Annotated in this window: 16 protein-coding genes and 1 rRNA gene; 10 read left to right on the top strand and 7 right to left on the bottom strand. The window is 49.9% G+C overall.

What is annotated here, in order from left to right; all coding sequences use genetic code 11:
- Nucleotides 1-188 precede the first annotated feature (188 nt).
- Nucleotides 189-304: ribosomal RNA gene (gene rrf / locus CR46_RS0112100) — 5S ribosomal RNA — on the top strand.
- A 291-nt stretch (nucleotides 305-595) separates the two neighbouring features.
- Here the strand turns inward: rrf and guaD are convergent.
- The 4 genes from guaD to xdhA are packed head-to-tail and all read right to left on the bottom strand — an operon-like array spanning nucleotide 596 to nucleotide 6,644.
- Nucleotides 596-1,909, bottom strand: a complete 1,314-nt coding sequence (guaD, locus tag CR46_RS0112095) for a guanine deaminase (protein WP_030073213.1) — start codon at nucleotides 1,907-1,909, stop codon at nucleotides 596-598.
- A gap of 7 nt (nucleotides 1,910-1,916) precedes the next feature.
- On the bottom strand, nucleotides 1,917-2,783 hold the full coding sequence (xdhC, locus tag CR46_RS0112090) for a xanthine dehydrogenase accessory protein XdhC (RefSeq protein ID WP_030073212.1): 867 nt from the start codon (nucleotides 2,781-2,783) through the stop codon (nucleotides 1,917-1,919).
- Nucleotides 2,780-5,203, bottom strand: coding sequence for a xanthine dehydrogenase molybdopterin binding subunit (xdhB, locus tag CR46_RS0112085; RefSeq protein ID WP_030073210.1), 2,424 nt, complete (start codon nucleotides 5,201-5,203; stop codon nucleotides 2,780-2,782). The genes xdhC and xdhB overlap by 4 nt, the downstream gene beginning before the upstream one ends.
- The gene (gene xdhA / locus CR46_RS0112080; RefSeq protein ID WP_030073208.1) at nucleotides 5,187-6,644 is read right to left on the bottom strand and encodes a xanthine dehydrogenase small subunit; all 1,458 of its coding nucleotides are present in this window, start codon (nucleotides 6,642-6,644) and stop codon (nucleotides 5,187-5,189) included. Before xdhA ends, xdhB begins: the two co-directional genes overlap by 17 nt.
- A gap of 214 nt (nucleotides 6,645-6,858) precedes the next feature.
- On the opposite strand from xdhA, the gene CR46_RS0112075 reads away from it, so the two are divergent.
- Together CR46_RS0112075 and hrpB are read left to right on the top strand one after the other, a co-directional pair.
- Nucleotides 6,859-7,509 (top strand): TetR family transcriptional regulator C-terminal domain-containing protein, encoded by a 651-nt coding sequence (locus tag CR46_RS0112075; protein WP_030073206.1) that lies wholly within the window; start codon nucleotides 6,859-6,861, stop codon nucleotides 7,507-7,509.
- Nucleotides 7,510-7,598: 89 nt separating this feature from the next.
- Nucleotides 7,599-10,040, top strand: coding sequence for an ATP-dependent helicase HrpB (hrpB, locus tag CR46_RS0112070; RefSeq protein WP_030073203.1), 2,442 nt, complete (start codon nucleotides 7,599-7,601; stop codon nucleotides 10,038-10,040).
- Between the two features lie 38 nt (nucleotides 10,041-10,078).
- Here the strand turns inward: hrpB and CR46_RS0112065 are convergent, their stop codons facing one another.
- Together CR46_RS0112065 and CR46_RS0112060 are read right to left on the bottom strand one after the other, a co-directional pair.
- Nucleotides 10,079-10,294, bottom strand: a complete 216-nt coding sequence (locus CR46_RS0112065; protein WP_030073198.1) for a hypothetical protein — start codon at nucleotides 10,292-10,294, stop codon at nucleotides 10,079-10,081.
- A 91-nt stretch (nucleotides 10,295-10,385) separates the two neighbouring features.
- The gene (locus CR46_RS0112060; protein WP_030073196.1) at nucleotides 10,386-10,745 is read right to left on the bottom strand and encodes a hypothetical protein; all 360 of its coding nucleotides are present in this window, start codon (nucleotides 10,743-10,745) and stop codon (nucleotides 10,386-10,388) included.
- Nucleotides 10,746-10,875: 130 nt separating this feature from the next.
- Here CR46_RS0112060 and CR46_RS18180 point away from each other — a divergent pair, with 130 nt between their 5' ends.
- The 5 genes from CR46_RS18180 (at nucleotide 10,876) to CR46_RS0112035 (ending at nucleotide 15,452) form a co-directional block, all read left to right on the top strand.
- Nucleotides 10,876-11,049 (top strand): DUF2970 domain-containing protein, encoded by a 174-nt coding sequence (locus CR46_RS18180; protein WP_084180459.1) that lies wholly within the window; start codon nucleotides 10,876-10,878, stop codon nucleotides 11,047-11,049.
- 124 nt (nucleotides 11,050-11,173) lie between these two features.
- On the top strand, nucleotides 11,174-12,289 hold the full coding sequence (gene coxB / locus CR46_RS0112050) for a cytochrome c oxidase subunit II (protein ID WP_030073193.1): 1,116 nt from the start codon (nucleotides 11,174-11,176) through the stop codon (nucleotides 12,287-12,289).
- A 39-nt stretch (nucleotides 12,290-12,328) separates the two neighbouring features.
- Nucleotides 12,329-13,975 (top strand): cytochrome c oxidase subunit I, encoded by a 1,647-nt coding sequence (ctaD, locus tag CR46_RS0112045; RefSeq protein WP_030073192.1) that lies wholly within the window; start codon nucleotides 12,329-12,331, stop codon nucleotides 13,973-13,975.
- 32 nt (nucleotides 13,976-14,007) lie between these two features.
- Nucleotides 14,008-14,598, top strand: coding sequence for a cytochrome c oxidase assembly protein (locus CR46_RS0112040; protein ID WP_030073191.1), 591 nt, complete (start codon nucleotides 14,008-14,010; stop codon nucleotides 14,596-14,598).
- A complete protein-coding gene (locus CR46_RS0112035) occupies nucleotides 14,595-15,452 on the top strand; it encodes a cytochrome c oxidase subunit 3 (RefSeq protein WP_030073190.1) in 858 nt (285 codons plus the stop codon). Before CR46_RS0112040 ends, CR46_RS0112035 begins: the two co-directional genes overlap by 4 nt.
- A gap of 4 nt (nucleotides 15,453-15,456) precedes the next feature.
- Here the strand turns inward: CR46_RS0112035 and CR46_RS0112030 are convergent, their stop codons facing one another.
- On the bottom strand, nucleotides 15,457-15,648 hold the full coding sequence (locus tag CR46_RS0112030) for a DUF2909 domain-containing protein (protein WP_030073188.1): 192 nt from the start codon (nucleotides 15,646-15,648) through the stop codon (nucleotides 15,457-15,459).
- On the opposite strand from CR46_RS0112030, the gene CR46_RS0112025 reads away from it, so the two are divergent.
- Both CR46_RS0112025 and CR46_RS0112020 read left to right on the top strand, forming a co-directional pair.
- On the top strand, nucleotides 15,647-16,342 hold the full coding sequence (locus tag CR46_RS0112025) for an SURF1 family protein (RefSeq protein WP_030073186.1): 696 nt from the start codon (nucleotides 15,647-15,649) through the stop codon (nucleotides 16,340-16,342). The two genes, CR46_RS0112030 and CR46_RS0112025, sit on opposite strands and share 2 nt — an antisense overlap.
- 9 nt (nucleotides 16,343-16,351) lie before the next feature.
- Nucleotides 16,352-16,858, top strand: coding sequence for an SDR family oxidoreductase (locus CR46_RS0112020; RefSeq protein WP_030073184.1), 507 nt, complete (start codon nucleotides 16,352-16,354; stop codon nucleotides 16,856-16,858).
- Nucleotides 16,859-16,882 lie beyond the last annotated feature (24 nt).

The raw sequence follows: 16,882 nt of genomic DNA, 5'->3' as shown, positions 1-16,882 counted from the left end.
CGTGTACTAATGGCCCGTGAGGCTTGACCCTATAACACCCAAGGGGTCTGGTCGCAGTGATAACGAAACGAGTGTAACAACACTCAGAAAACCGGATACGCGGATTAAGCCCAACGTGATACACGACAGGCTTAAGACGAAAGAGACGCCACAAAACATTGTCAGCATGATATGCATTACCTGTTACGCCTGACGACCATAGCGAGCGTGAACCACCTGATCCCATGCCGAACTCAGCAGTGAAACCGCTTAGCGCCGATGGTAGTGTGGGGTCTCCCCATGCGAGAGTAGGTCATCGTCAGGCACTTATTAAACAAGAAACCCAGCCACCCGGCTGGGTTTTTTGCGTTCAGAAAGAAAAAACACCCCTAGCCTTCTCTAACAACGTGGCCCCCTCCCGACGCGTGCACCATACGTCATTCAGTCACCGCACGTCGTTCCCGAGTCACCGCACCATTACTCCCGAGTCACCACACCGTCATTCCCGAGTGGGGGTATCGGGAATCCACCTTGACCTTGGCCTGGCCTGCGGGAATGACGAGTGCCGTCTGGAAATCCTTAAAGGTATCCGTTTGGAGGATTTTAAATTTTAAAATTAATCCCGTTGGTGTTGGCACTGCCCATTTGCCCAAGTTTCATAGATAGCGCGATCATCAGCGAGCATCATCAGTGCAAATAATCGTTCGCCAAGCGTTGTGCAATGTTGGATGCGGCGTGTCAGCAGTGGTGTCGCATGAGGGTCAATCACTACAAAATCTGCTTCATAAGACGGTGCAAGTTGACCGATATGGGTATCTAGGGAGAGCGCTTTTGCATTGCCATGGGTTAAACCATAAAAACCTTGCCATGCGGTAAGCGGCTGTCCGCCTAATTGGCCCACTTGATAAGCTGCTTTCAGCGTTCCAAACCCTGATAAATCGGTGCCTGCGCCGATATCGCTGGCATAGGTAAATGCCATGCCGGTCTGTTTAGCTGCTTCTCGGTCAAATAATCCGCTGCCCAAGAAAAGATTGGAGCTTGGGCAAAAGGCAATATTGGCGCCTCGATCAGCCAAGCGTTTACGCATACCATTATCCAGGTGTATGCCGTGGGCGAAGGTGCTACGAGGACCAACTAACCCTGCTTCTTCATAAACGGCTAAGTAGTCTCGGCTGCCGGGAAATAACTCGGCTACCCAGTCTAATTCCCCGCTATTTTCAGCTAAATGAGTTTGTAGCCAAAGGCTTGGGTCATTACGCAGAAGGGCGCCGGCAGCGTCCATTTGCATTTTGGTGGAGGTAGGCGCAAAGCGTGGTGTGACGCTATAGCCTAGTCGGCCATTGCCATGCCAGTCTTGAATAAGGCGCTCACTGTCTGCAATTCCCGACACGCCATCCATCAGAGCATCTGGCGCGTTACGATCCATCAATACCTTGCCGACCAGCATACGTAGCTGACGTTTTTGGCAGGCGGTGAAGAACGCATCCACTGAGCCAGGGTGACTGGAGCCAAATACTTGGGCTGTTGTCGTTCCTGCGCGAAGCATTTCATCTAGAAAAGCGTTCGATAGCGCTTCTGCATGCGCATGATTGGCAAAACGGCACTCTTCAGGAAACGTATAATCATTTAGCCAATCAAGTAGCTGTCGGCCATAAGAAGCCATGATATCTAGCTGCACATAGTGTACGTGGGTATCGATAAAGCCAGGCATAATCAACTTGCCGCGATAATCAATGACGTGGGCGCCACTTGGCAGTTGTTGAGAGAGATCACCATAGTGGCCGACAGCATGAACATGACTGCCTTTTAGCCAAAGTAACCCGTCGCCATAATGCTCAAGGCTACCTGACTGGGGCAGATCATCATCACCTGGGTCACGTGCAAAACTGACAACTTCAGCGCGAATAAACGTATCGATTGGGGAATTCATATTAACTCTAGGTCGTTTTCGTATCGTCAATAAGTGTACGTAAAGCGTTAGGCTCAAGGCCGCGCGTTTCTAGTGAGGCTGGCTTGTCTGTGAGCCATAGCAGTTCGGTTACTACCGTCAAAGCAATGGCATAGGGGGTTTTATTGCTAAGCTTAGTGTTATGAACAGCGCCAATGGGACTGCGTACGCGCTCGATTTCCTCAGCGGAGTAGCCCTCGCGCTGCAGCCGTCCCCGAAAGCTTGCCCACTTACTATCCGAGCCGATTAATCCTATCGAGGCAATATCACGGCGCTGCAGTAAAGCAGTGATAAGGGCATAATCTTCATCATGATTGTGAGTTAATACCAGTGTATGACAGTAGGGAGGCAGGGCTGCAGTGCCTTCCTGTGTACTACTTAGCGTGTGGCAGCTGAGTCGGGGTTGCCGCCTATCCTGTTCGTGAAATACATCAGCACGGCTATCGAACCAGTGTATTTGCCAGGGTAGCGGGGCGCTAAGCTTAACGATTTCACGCCCTACATGGCCTGCACCAAACAGGGTGATATTCACAGTAGCGCCAGGGAACACTTCCAGCAGCACATTAACAAAACCACCACAGCACTGGCCGCTGCGCCCACCTAGGGAAAATGACTCTAAGTGAAAACCTGTACGACCTTGCTGCAAAAACTCTCGGGCAGCGTTGATGGTTTGCCACTCAAAAGTGCCCCCGCCTAGCGTGTCATAAACCGTCTCCTGGGTGATTACCATGCGTGCGCCAGGCTCGCGCGGGGTGGAACCCGCGCTGGTTACCTGGGTGGCTAATACATGGGGAGCACCGCTGCGCTGCAGTCGATCGAGCGCCGTGTGCCAAGTTTCAGACGCGTGTGAAGTCATAGCGCCTTTTCTCTAATTGCGTTGGCAGCCAGCATTACCCGCTCAGGGGTTGCTGGAGTATCCAGATGGGGAGAAGCTTGGTAATTGGTTAAGCTTGAAAGGGCATCACGTAGTGCAGACCATACACAGATACCAAGCATAAATGGTGGCTCACCAACAGCTTTGGAGCGATACAGGCTTGCCATGGAGTTAGGGTGGCCTTCCAGTAGCTCAACGTTAAAAATATCGGGAAGGTCGCCAAACGTAGGTATCTTGTAAGTTGCAGGACCGTCACTCACTAGCACACCTTTTTCGTTCCACTTAAGCTCTTCACTGGTGAGCCAGCCCATTCCCTGGATAAAGCCGCCTTCTACCTGGCCAATATCAATCGCTGGGTTGAGCGAATTGCCAACGTCATGCAGCACATCAACACGGTCGACTAAGTATTCGCCGCTCAATGTATCAACACTTACTTCAGCAACGGCTGCTCCAAACGCGTAATAATAAAAAGGGCGGCCTTGGCCCGTCGCGCGGTTGTAATGAATCAGTGGTGTGGCATAAAAGCCTTTTTCTGAAAGCGAGATGCGATTGAGATAGGCTGTTTGTATAAGCTCTCCCCAGGGGATGCGATGCTCGCTCTCTCCAATACCAGCAATTAGCAGGCCATCTTCCAGGCGCATGCCTTCTCGGTCTAAGCCGCCCTCAAAATGCATCGCGGCAAAGTCGAACAACCTTTCGCGTAATTTGCTGGCAGCGTCTCGCGCGGCCATGCCATTAAGGTCGGCACCGCTTGAGGCCGCCGTAGGGGACGTATTGGGTACTTTATCCGTGCGAGTGGCACTAATCCGTACGCTATCTAAATCCAAGCCAAGCTCGCGAGCGACCACTTGGCAAATCTTGGTGTGTAGACCTTGCCCCATTTCGGTGCCGCCGTGATTGATCATGATGCTGCCATCGGTATATACATGCAGCAGAGCACCGGCTTGGTTAAGATGCTGGGCGGTAAATGAGATGCCAAATTTAACAGGCGTTAGCGCAAGCCCTTTTTTAATAATGGGGCTGTGGGTATTAAATGCCTTAATCGCCGCGCGGCGCGCCCAGTAGTCGCTACTTGTTTCCAGTGTGTCTACCAGCGTATGTAACAGTTGTTTTTGATCCACTTGCTGGCCGTAGTGGGTAACATCACGTCCTTCGCGATAGAAGTTGCGTTTGCGTATGGTGAGAGGGTCTTCACCGACGTTGCGCGCGATATCGTCCATTGCAGCTTCGATAATCATCATGCCCTGAGGGCCGCCGAAACCTCTAAAGGCGGTGTTAGAAGCGGTATGGGTCTTAGCACGATGTCCGGTCACGCGTGCACTGCCTAATGAATAAGCGTTGTCGGCATGGAACATTGCGCGGTCAACAATGGCATCTGATAGATCAGGCGAGTAGCCACAGTCCCCAATAACCGTTATCTCGCCGCCCTGAATAATGCCCTGGGAATCAATCGCTAGTCGGTAGCGATTATGAAAGGGGTGGCGCTTACCGGTTGCGCGCATATCATCACTTCGCGGTAGACGTAAACGGGTGGCCTTTCCGGTTCTGCGGGCAATGATGGCTGCTATACAGGCCCAAGGGGATGCTTGGGTTTCTTTGCCGCCAAACCCACCGCCCATCCGACGCACTTCAACGGTAACCGCATGAAAGGGGATACCCAGTACTTCAGCGACAAGTTTTTGAGTCTCGCTGGGGTGCTGGTTAGAGGTATGAACAATGACCCCTTCATCTTCGGTGGGTATAACCAAGCATGCTTGGCCCTCCAGGTAAAAATGCTCTTGTCCTCCGACGAAAAGTTCGCCTTCAATCGTTTGCTCGGCTTGGCGCAGCTCTGCTTGCCAATCACCGCGCTCTTGAATATGGGTAGGGCGAACCACGTCATCGCGTTCAGCGGCAGCAACGGGGTCGAGGTTTGCCTGTTGTTCATCAATACTTAGTTTGGCTAGCGTTACCGCTCGGCGAGCAGCCTGGAGCGAGGTGGCCGCAACGGCAAAAATACACTGACCTGCGTAGCTGATTTCATGATCAACAAAAATAGGGTCGCCAGGGAATACTGGGCCGATATCCGTATGGCCAGGTACGTCTTGAAAGGTGATGACATCGACAACGCCAGACGCTTGTTTAACTGCTTCGAGATCAAGCGCGGTTAATGTACCGTGTGCAACAGGAGAAAGCCCTAAAGCTACATGCAGTGCATCGGCCGGTGCTTTAAGGTCATCAATATAGGTGGCCTTGCCGGTAACGTGTTTTTCAGCGCTTTCATGAAAGCTAGAGGTGCCTGCTTGTCGCTGACCGTGGCTATCGACAGTATGGCGGGCAAGTGGGCCCGACCCTTGAATATGGTCATGTAGCTCACGACGAGCTCGGCTGCTGTCGCCATCAAGTTTAGTGAGCGTACGCATGGAGCATCACCTCCTGGTTGGGTGAAGAAAGCGATAAGTAGAGGCGTTCTAGTAGGTTGAGTGCAGCCTGTTCTCGGTAATATTGGCTACCCCGTACATCGCTCATTGGCTGAAATTCTTCAGCAAGGGCTCGCTGGGCTGCTTGAAAATTAGCTTTAGAAACGGGCTGGCCCTCTAGCGCAGCTTCTGTTTGACTAGCTCGCTTGGGAGTAGCAGCCATACCGCCAAAGGCAATGCGCACATCCTCCATCACACCGTTATTAACACGGTAGCAAAACGCGCCTAATACCGCTGTGATGTCATCCTCGCGTCGTTTGGAAAGCTTCCACACCCTTAGTGTGGCGGGTTCAGGCATTTGAGGAATAAAAATACGACTGATAACTTCATTATCAGCCAGTGCCGTTTTTTTATAGTTTATAAAGAAGTCGCTCAGTAAAAGCTGGCGAGTATTGTTATGACTGGTAAGTTCTACCCATGCATTGAGCGCCAACAGTACAGGGGGAGTATCTCCAATTGGCGAGGCGTTGGCGATGTTGCCGCCAAGCGTTCCTCGGTTACGAACTTGTTGGGAACCGAGCCTGTGAAGGAGGTGTGCAAACGCAGGAAAGTGACTATTTAATAAGGGTTCAAGCTGTGAGTACGTAACCCCAGCGCCTACCCACCAACCTGGTTGAGCTTGAAAAGACGCCTCTTCAATACGGCATAGCTCTTCCACACGAGTGATATCAATCAGCTGGTGCAATGGGGTAAGGCGCTGAGTGTTTTCCAGCCATAGATCGGTTGCGCCAGCGACAAGGCGTGCAGCAGGGTAACAATGTCTTGCATCAGTCAACTCAGCTAACGTGGTTGGCTGTATAAAGAGCGCTTCATCTTCGGCGATTGGCTCGGGCGACTGAAGCGGTCGACTGGCTTGTTGGGATGCCTCAAACCACTGTGGTGCTTTCCAAGAGAAGTCTTGCATACTCAATGCGGCGTCACGGATAGGGCGGTATCCCGTGCAGCGGCATAAATTTCCGCCTAATGTGGCTTCAAGTGTCTCTGGTGTAAGAGGCGAGGGGCGCTGCTGCTGGTTGGCATGCAATGTAAATAGCGACATAACAATCCCAGGCGTGCAAAAACCACACTGGCTGCCGTGGCACTCAACCATTGCTCGCTGAGCGGGGTGTAAGTTGCCCTCGGTTGCTAATCCTTCGACGGTAATTACGTGCTGGCCGTGCAGTTGATGAGCGGGAGTAATACACGCGTTGACACTTAAAAAACGGCTTTGCGCGTCGCTTGGGTTGTTAATCGCTACTGTGCAAGCACCGCAATCGCCCGATGCGCAGCCCTCTTTCGTACCGGTAATGCCCAAATAATCACGCAACAGCGTTAGAATACTGGTATCTGGAGACACGTCTCTTTGGTGAGGAGTGCCGTTGAGTAGAAACTCGATCGTAGCCATGCCAAACTCCGTTATGATTGTTCTGACCGATCGGTCAATATTGTTGAGCTTGGGACAAAATGACGCGCCTTGCAAGGCTTTGTTTATTGCACTTTGAAAGTGCAATAAATGCGTATACGCCCTATTTTGCAGCGTTAGTTCGCCATAGGAGCGATATACTAAGTGAAATGACCACGACACTTAATCAGCGGTGCTTATTACAGGAGCTTACTCAATGACGGTTGATACCGCTAATCATGAGAACGCCAGCAGGGATCGTATTGAGCAATCCATACTAAGTGCTGCCGAACAGGTATTTGCCCAATATGGCTATCGAGGCGCCAGCCTTCAGGCGATTGCTGACCAAGCAGGGTTACCTAAAGCAAATATTTTATATTACATGGGTAGTAAGCAGGCGCTATATGTACGTTTGCTCAACCGGATGATGCGCCGCTGGAACGCGGTACTTGAAGATATCACGCCAGAAAGCGACCCCGGCCAGGTGCTCAGTGATTTTATTCGCACCAAAATGGTACTTGGGCAGCGCTATCCTGAAGGTTCAAAGCTGTTTGCCGCTGAGATTTTGGCCGGTGCGCCGTTTTTAAGTGACTATTTATCAGGTGAGTTGAAAGAGTGGGTTGCTTCACGTGCGATGATTATTAGGCAGTGGTCTATCCAGGGGAAAATGGATAACGTCGACCCACGCTGGCTTATCTTTCTGATTTGGTCGGCTACCCAGCACTACACAGAATATAGTGCACAAGTAAACGGCATTTTAGGCTCAGAGGCGCTTAGTGAAATGGATCTTGAATCTATTTGCCAATTTTTAGAACAGGTCATTTTGAAAGGGTGCGGTATCCAGCCGCCAAATATATCAATTAGTTAGCCACTGTCAGCGATCATCTTCATTATTTGACCGTACTTACTTTACGGCACTTATTGCCACAGCGCTTTAGCTCCACAGAAACCATTTCTATGCCTACGCTTCCAATTGAACAGCATCTGGTGCCACTACAAGCTGCTTTGAGTGCACATAACCGGCTCATACTCGTTGCACAGCCTGGCGCTGGGAAGACGACACGTGTTCCGTTGACACTGCTGGAGTGCCCGTGGGCGCAAGGGCAAAAGCTCTTATTGCTGGAGCCTCGTCGTGTGGCGGCGCGTCTGGCGGCAACGTTTATGGCTCAACAGCTGAATGAGCCCGTTGGTGGTACAGTGGGCTATCGTATGCGTGGTGACAGTAAGGTAAGCACGCAAACACGCCTGGAAATTATTACCCAGGGTGTGCTTACCCGAATGCTGCAGGATGACCCGCTGTTGGAAGGTGTTGCCGGGATTATCTTTGATGAATTTCATGAGCGTAGTATTGAAGCGGATCTAGGGTTGGCGCTATCGCTGGATATCCAACAAAGCATTCGCGATGACTTACGATTGATTGTGATGTCTGCCACGATGGATGTCGCAGCCTTAAAAAAGGTGCTGGGCGAAGAAACGCCAGTGATTGAAAGTACTGGGCGGCAATTTCCTGTGGAAACGTATTATCGGCCGGCCTCCGGTGATGAAAGTGTCGCATCGGCCGCTTTACGGGTCGTTGATGAAGCGCTGGCAAGGTCAGATAGTCGCGATCTATTAGTTATTCTTCCTGGGATGGCTGAAATTAACCTGCTGGTTCATGCGCTGGATAACAGCCCACGAGAGATTGAAGTGCGGACTCTGCATGGCAGCATGCCAATAGAAATACAGCAAGCCGCCCTCAAACCACATGCAGAGCGCCAACGTGTCATCGTTTCAACGGCCATTGCAGAGTCCAGCGTAACGGTGGATGGTGTGAATGTCGTCATCGATGCTGGATTAGAGCGGGTTCCTCTGTTTCAGCCGCGCACTGGACTAACTCATCTAACCACGCGGCGGGTTAACCGAGCCAGCGCTGATCAGCGCCGGGGGCGCGCAGGGAGACAGCAGCCGGGGGTATGTTATCGCTTGTGGTCTCAGGAGCAGCCTCTTGTAGCTTACGGTGAGCCTGAGATACTACAGGCTGATTTATCAAGATTAACGCTTGAAGTTGCTATGTGGGGAGCGCGTTCGCCAGATGAGCTCAGTTGGATGACATCGCCGCCTAACGGCGCATGGCAAAGTAGTCAGGCTTTGCTTCGTCAGTTGGGTATGCTGGATTCAGCGGGCCTGTTAACGCCGCTAGGCAAGCAAAGTGCGCGTTGGCCGGTTGAACCGCGTTTAGCGGTAATGCTATCGAAAGCTGAACAGCTCAATACATTGCCACTTGCCTGTGCTTTAGCGGCTTTGTTAGAAGGCAGGGAGCGTATTAATGGCTCGCTGAGAGCTGCGTTAGTTCAGCGGTTTAGTCAACCTTCGCGCTTTCCTCAATGGCTGCGTGATGCAAAGCGCTTGGCAGGCATCGCCGATACGGCGTTGCCGCGAGGCATAGCCGAAGAGCCGTTAGGAGCGCTACTGGCGCTGTCTTACCCTGATCGTATTGGCCAGCTTATTAGCCCTGGCCGGTTCAAGCTTGCCAATGGCAAAACGGCTAAACTGTCTATTCACCATCCTCTGACGAACGAAGCGTACATTGTCGCCATTAGCGTCGAAAGCGCCAGTAGTGAAGCCGCTATTTATCTCGCTGAACCTCTTGCGTTGGCAACGCTTATTGACCTTTATCCTGCAACTCAACAGTGGGAAGAGCGAATTACTTGGTCGGATGCACAAGGAAAGCTTCTCGGCGAAGCTGTTCAGCGTCATTGTGAGCTTATGTTGGCAAGCCGTCCTTTGACGGAGCTATCTGCAGAAGCTGTACAGCAAGCATTGCTTCAGGCACTAAAGCAGCGACCTGGGGTGCTTTTTAATGACAGGTTTAAGCAGTTGCAGGGCCGAATGACGCTGTTGGAGAGTACTTATCCTGGTGAATGGCCTGATTGGTCCGAATGTGCGCTGCTAGAAAGTTTAGACGTTTGGCTGGCTCCTTACCTAGCGGGTATAACACGCTTCAGCCAGTTAGAAAAAATGCAGTTCCATACTTATTTAATGTCAACGCTAAGTTGGGATGAACAGACGCGCTTTGAATATTTAACGCCGTCATCGATAACGGTGCCTAGCGGTAATCAGGCATCAATTGATTATAGACCGTGCCTAGTGGGGAGACCTCCAGTGCTTGCTCTGAAGTTACAGGAAGCGTTTGGTTGGCAGGATACTCCCCTCGTTGCGGATGGCCATATACCCGTCGTCATTCACTTGCTTTCACCAGCCAAAAGACCGCTTCAAGTGACTCAGGACTTACGCAGTTTTTGGTTGAACGGCTATCCAGAGGTGCGTAAAGAGATGCGTGGTCGTTACCCTAAGCACCCCTGGCCAGAAGATCCATTGACTGCGCAGGCAACATCGCTAACCAAGCGTCGTCTAGATTAAAAATATCGCCTGATAGTAAAAACATAGCAACGATAAGATCACTCTTTTTGAGTGTCAGGATTTTCTCCCGGTAGCCGATAACGAACCCCGTCAGCGCGCTGCTCTTCATAGCGACGGTTTTCTTCCTCTGGGGGCACTCCCAGCACCGTTTCTTGAGACCCATCTGGCCATGTATAAGTAGTGCATCCAGCCAAGGGTAGTAAGCCCACGACTATTAATGGGAACAACGAAAAAAATCCACGACATTTGGGCATATTAGGCTCCATCACCAGTCCAATGCTGCTTATAAAAAGCAGGCATAGTGTGAATGGCACGACAGTCAGCCGCAAGCTTAATCCAAACGGGTTAAATTTCTTCCCACAGACTACGTCTAAATTCGTGGGAAAGTTGAGACACGTTGGATAAGCGCTCAAGATTAGCGTCAGTCAGTGTTTTAACCATTTCTTGGTAATGTTCAGTGAGTTCCTGAGCTATGCAGTTTTCTTTGCTGTCGGTTAGGCACAGCGTCAGTTTTTCATTGCTTTTGGCAATAGCTTGAAAAAGCTCAGCTTCTAACGCCATAGCCTGCGTCACGTTCTCAAGCCATGCAATCTGACAACGCACTATAGGCATGGTGCTCAAAAGCCAATAACGGTGCCACCAAGTCAACAAATCTTGATTTGTTTCAGTAGCGGAGTTGGCCTGTTGTTTGTTTGAACTGTTCATCGCTTGCTCCTAACACGTTATACGATTTATGAGGCATTTTTTACTACGTTGCCTATCTTCAACTATAGCTAAGCTATGAGGAACAGTTGGCTATTTGGCAACGAAATACTTGGCATCGAGGAGCAATTTAATGTGGTCAGTCGTCAAGTCAGTTTTGTCAGCACTTTTGGGTGTACAAAATGATCACCAGCGTCAGCAAGATTTTTCAAGTGGTAAGCCTACTGTCTTTATTTTGACGGGAATTGCGATCACTTTTCTCTTTGTTTTGATCTTGGTGGGGGTCGCAATGATCGCCTCGCGCTGAAGCGTTGAGTCAAACACGACGGTTGTTCGTGACGAATGCCACATGTTTTCTATACTGACGTTAATCAGTTAATCCTGAGCTAATAAAAGGGTTGGCGAGAACAACAATAATAAAGGAGGTTTCTATGCGCCTAACGTGGCAATGGCTGCTAACCATTATCAGTGCCTCAAGTATCTCACAGGTTTATGCCAATGGCTGGAATATGCCGGTAGGTGTCACTGATATCAGTCGAGATATTTTTGGCCTGCATATGGCCATTTTTTGGGTGTGTGTGGTGATCGGTGTGGTTGTGTTTGGGGTAATGTTTTACTCATTATTTAGATACAGACACTCAAAAGGGGCAAAAGCAGCACATTTTCATGAGCATACCTCTGTCGAGATTCTTTGGACCGCTATCCCGATTTTGATTTTGATTGGAATGGCTGTGCCCGCGACCGCGACATTGAAGAGTATGTACGACTCTTCAGAAGCGGATTTAGACGTGATGATTACCGGCCAACAGTGGCGCTGGCGCTACGAATACCTGGGTGAAGATGTTGCATTTACATCGAACATGAGTACCTCAAGGGAGCAAATTCGAGGAAGCGAAGCTAGAGATGAGCACTACCTGCTAGACGTAGATGAGCCATTGGTTCTACCGATTAACCGGAAAGTACGTTTTTTAATGACATCGGACGATGTCATTCACTCTTGGTGGGTGCCAGAACTTGCCGTTAAGCAGGATACGATACCGGGATTTATCAATGAAAACTGGGTGAAAATCAACGAGCCGGGAATCTATCGTGGTCAGTGTGCTGAGCTTTGCGGCGTTAACCACGGGTTTATGCCAGTGGTTGTGCATGCGATGGAGGAAGAAGAGTTCGAAGCATGGTTGGCAGAACGTAAAGAAGCAGCAGAGCAAGAGGCAATGGGGATTGACCGAGAGTGGGAGATGGAGGATTTGATGGCGCGAGGTGAGTCTGTGTACCAATCCATCTGTTCTTCATGTCATCAAAGCGAAGGTCAGGGAGCTCCGCCGGCATTTCCAGCACTAGCCAACAACGACCAATTAATTAACGACCTAGATTGGCATATCGATCGAATTGTCAACGGCGTTTCCGGTGCTGCAATGCCAGCGTTCCGCAGTACCTTAAATCCTGTCGAAATAGCCGCTGTTGTCACTTTTACTCGTAATGCCTGGGGCAACGAGACAGGTGATGTGGTGCAGCCAGCTGCGGTGGCCGAACGTATTGCACAATAATTTAAGGTACTTACAACAATAAATCAGGCGGAGATGCTCATGGTGCCCAAACTACCTCCTCAACACCCGCTGCAACATAGCTCTACTGCAGCCGCTGGCGGTCATTCTCATCACGACCATGCGGCTCAGCCCAAAGGGATATTGCGATGGGTACTGACGACCAACCATAAAGAAATTGGTTCTCTGTACCTGATTTTTTCTCTCACCATGTTTTTTGTTGGCGGCATATTTGCCTTAGTAGTGAGAGCCGAGCTATTTCAGCCGGGTTTACAGCTTATAGAGCCAGAATTTTTCAATCAAATGACCACCATGCATGGTCTAATCATGGTGTTCGCTGCTGTAATGCCAGCGTTTACTGGGCTAGCCAACTGGATGATTCCGCTTCAGATTGGTGCGCCGGATATGGCGCTGCCCAGGCTTAATAATTTTAGTTTCTGGCTACTTCCGGTGGCGTTTACATTGCTACTTTCTACGCTTTTAATGCCGGGCGGCGGGCCAAATTTTGGCTGGACGTTTTATGCTCCTCTATCAACGACTTATGCTCCCGCCTCTACGACATTTTTTATTCTAGCTCTGCACATCGCAGGTATTAGCTCAATTCTTGGGGCTATCAATATTATTGCGACCATTTTGAACATGCGCGCACCTGGTATGCGCATGATGGATATGCCGCTGTTTGTATGGACATGGTTAATTACGGCTTTTCTACTGATTGCAGTAATGCCCGTTCTAGCAGGCGTCATCACCATGATGCTCATGGATATTAACTTTGGGACCAGTTTTTTTGACGCCGCGGGTGGCGGCGATCCTGTGCTTTTCCAACACTTATTTTGGTTCTTTGGCCATCCTGAAGTTTACATCATGATTTTGCCGGCCTTCGGTATTGTCTCAGCTATTATTCCCACTTTCGCGCGTAAGCCTTTATTTGGCTATGCGTCTATGGTGTACGCCACGGCAGCTATCGCACTGCTGTCGTTTTTAGTATGGGCGCATCATATGTTCATTGTCGGACTTCCGTTAACGGCAGAGCTATTTTTCATGTACTCGACCATGCTGATTGCCGTGCCAACAGGTGTGAAAGTGTTTAACTGGGTGACCACGCTGTTTCGTGGCTCGATCAGTTTTGAGCCGCCCATGCTGTTTGCTTTGGCTTTTGTCGTTCTGTTCACCATTGGCGGTTTCTCAGGGCTGATGTTGGCAATTGCACCTGCAGATTTCCAATACCACGATACCTACTTTGTCGTGGCGCATTTTCATTATGTATTAGTACCAGGCGCTATTTTTGCCATTATGGCTGGCGTCTACTATTGGCTACCCAAATGGACCGGTTATTACCCTAACGAGCGTCTGGCTCAATGCCATTTTTGGTGCTCTATCATTGGCGTTAACCTAACGTTTTTCCCCATGCATTTCGCAGGCTTGGCGGGTATGCCAAGGCGCATTCCTGACTATGCGTTACAGTTTGCAGACTTCAACTTGCTTTCCAGCATTGGCGCATTCTTTTTTGGCGCTTCGCAGCTGATTTTTGTAGTGGTGGTGGTGATGTGTGTGAGGGGAGGAAAAAAAGCGCCTGCAAAAGCTTGGGAAGGTGCAGAAGACCTTGAGTGGAGCGTTCCAAGTCCCGCACCGCTGCACACCTTCGAGACACCACCAATTTTTAACCGTACCCATCACCATGACCAATAAGCTGTGCCTCAGTGAATGGTCTAGGGGGATATATGGCAGCAAGTAATGCGGTGCAATCAGTGGGGGTAAAACGGACGGTCATTCGCACGGTAGCGGCGCTAATAGGGATGTTTGCCTTCGCATTTGCACTTGTCCCTCTTTATGACGTGTTTTGCCGTGTAACGGGTCTTAATGGCAAAGTGGATACGACGGCTAAGGCCATTATTCATGAAGAAGTTGATCAATCCCGCTATGTCACCGTGCAGTTCATTACCCGAGGTAGCGCAGGCTTACCATGGAGAATGAGCGTCGAAAATCGCCAAATGCGCGTGCACCCAGGCCAAACAGCGGAGGTCGATTTTACCTTTACCAACAATAGTCGGGTTGAAAGTTGGGGACGGGCTGTGCCTAGTGTTTCCCCTTCAAGCGCTACGACTCATTTAAGAAAAGTCAGCTGTTTCTGTTTCCAAGAGCAGCAGCTACAAGGGGATGAGCGTTTGACAATTCCTCTAATATTCCAGCTGGCGCGGGATCTCCCAGAGGACATTAATACGATAACGCTAGTGTATACCTTGTACCCAGTTCATCACTTAGTAAAAGACATCTCAAAGAATGACAACAAGACAATAGGGGATTCAATATGAGTGGCGGCTACTATGTTCCAGCAACGAGTCGATGGCCTATTCTAGGATCGCTGGCGCTCGGGGCTATGATGGTGGGTACAGGGATCAAGTTGGTATACGACACGGGTACTCCGCTAATGCTAATCGGTATGGCTAGCGTGATTATTGTTATGGGTCTTTGGTTCAGAGAGGTTATTCGCGAATCAATGAATGGCTTGTACGATGCCCAGATGGATCGCTCATTCCGGTGGGGAATGGGCTGGTTTATTTTTTCTGAAGTTATGTTTTTTGCGGCTTTCTTTGGTGCGCTATTTTACGTGAGAACGTTTGCCATTCCTTGGTTAGGAGGAGAAGGGGCCAAGGGGGTGTCTGCGCTGCTTTGGCCAGAATTTGTTGCACAATGGCCGTTGTTTAACCCGCCAGACAGCTCCGTAATTGGGCCTGAGCGGGTATTTAGTCCTTGGCAATTGCCGTTGGTCAATACACTGATATTAGTTACCTCTAGTATTACATTGACGGTTGCTCATGAGGCGTTGAAATCAGGCGAGCGTAAGACATGCAGGCATTGGCTGGCGGGTACAGTATTACTGGGCTGCTGCTTTATTGTCATACAGGGGGTCGAATACTACGAAGCCTATCATCACTACGGTATCACGCTGGAAGCAGGAATTTTTGGAGCCACCTTCTTTATTCTGACCGGTTTTCATGGAGTCCACGTTATTGTCGGCACGATTATTCTGGCGTGCATGTTAGTACGGATATGGAAAGGGCACTTTGCTAACGACCATCACTTTGGTTTTGAAGCATCTTGTTGGTATTGGCATTTTGTCGATGTTGTCTGGGTTGGGTTATTTATTTTTGTATACGTTTTTTAAACAATCAGCCTAATTCTCCAGACCAGAAGCCAATCACTAACAAAGCCATGAGTAAGCATGTTAGTCCAATGCGCCATTTAAGGGATGCTAGTAGCCGTCGAGAGTTGCTGTCATCTTTCAATAGGAAGCCCGCGCCGGCCGCTAAACTAGCGACTATTCCAATAAAAACTAGGCCAATGAGCAGCTTTAACCACATGACGAAAACCTCTTCTGGGCCGCAACGTTTATACGTATGGTGTGTATTTTGGGGCGTATTAGTTTCGCTGGGTATCTTACTAGGACTATGGCAGTGGGAGCGTGCCGCTGACAAGCGTGTTTTGTTAGCTGCTCGAGAAGCAGCACCTTTTGTTAAATCGCCTACTGTTATGCCAGAAGAAGGGTCCGAGCTGCATTTACAAGGAGAATACCTTGCTGATCACACTCTCTATTTAGATAACCGCATTGTAGATGGACGTCTAGGCGTTGCTGTGCTGACGCCTTTCCGAGACAGTTTTGATCAATTGTGGCTTGTTCAGCGGGGGTTTATTGAAACAGGGCCAAGTAGAGCAGAGCCTGAAGCAGATACTCCTGAGGGCAGCGTGACAGTCTCAGGAGAGTGGCAGGTTGCTCGCCCAGGTGGGCCGTTGTATGGCGAAAACAGGGAAGGGAAAAGACTGCAGCAGATCAGCTTAACCCCTTGGGAGTCAACATTGCCTGAATTTACTTACTCCGGATGGTTACATGCTGAGCAAGGCGATGGAGTGTTTTCGCCTTGGTGGGAAGCTAACGTAATGCCTCCTAGTCGTCATCTTGGGTATGCATTTCAATGGTGGGGGCTAGCGCTTGCTGCGGCAGTAATCATGGTATTAGGAGGTTATCGCTTGCACAAAGACAGTCTTACTGGTTACTGAGGGGAAAGCATGGAACAACGCCAGCCAGTTCGTTACCCGCGAGTTAAGCTGTTGCTTATTTTTGCAGCATTCGCTGCGCCTATTGTGACTGCGTGGGCGATGTTGACATGGCAAATAGGCATACCTAGTGATGATACTGCCCATGGGCAAGTACACGTCGGAGCACCATTACTGGATGATTGGCCTTTAAGCGATAAACCTCAAAAAAACGATGTGTGGACATTAGCATTTGACTGCACTTCGCTCTGTGATGAGCGAATGGATGAATTGTGGCGTTTGCATCGTGCGTTGGGTCGAGAGGCCTCACGCTTAGAGCGTCTTAGAATAGGTGGGAGTGCACAAGCGCTACCTGGGGAGGTCGTTAATCGATGGCTAGTGGAGCCTGAATGGCGCGAAGAAAATGGCGTATGGCTAATGGATCCATTCGGCAGACCCGCGCTGTCATTTAACAATGCAGTACCTGCAGCTGATATTCTCGATGATATACGGCATTTGTTTAAGGTTAATCCGCTGTAATTAATACCCTATTGCTATTCTGGA

The sequence above is a fragment of the Vreelandella neptunia genome, assembly GCF_000712975.1.
GTDB classification, from domain to species: domain Bacteria; phylum Pseudomonadota; class Gammaproteobacteria; order Pseudomonadales; family Halomonadaceae; genus Vreelandella; species Vreelandella qaidamensis.
Note: the sequence above shows the minus strand (reverse complement) of the source record. Positions and strands in the feature narration are given on the sequence as shown.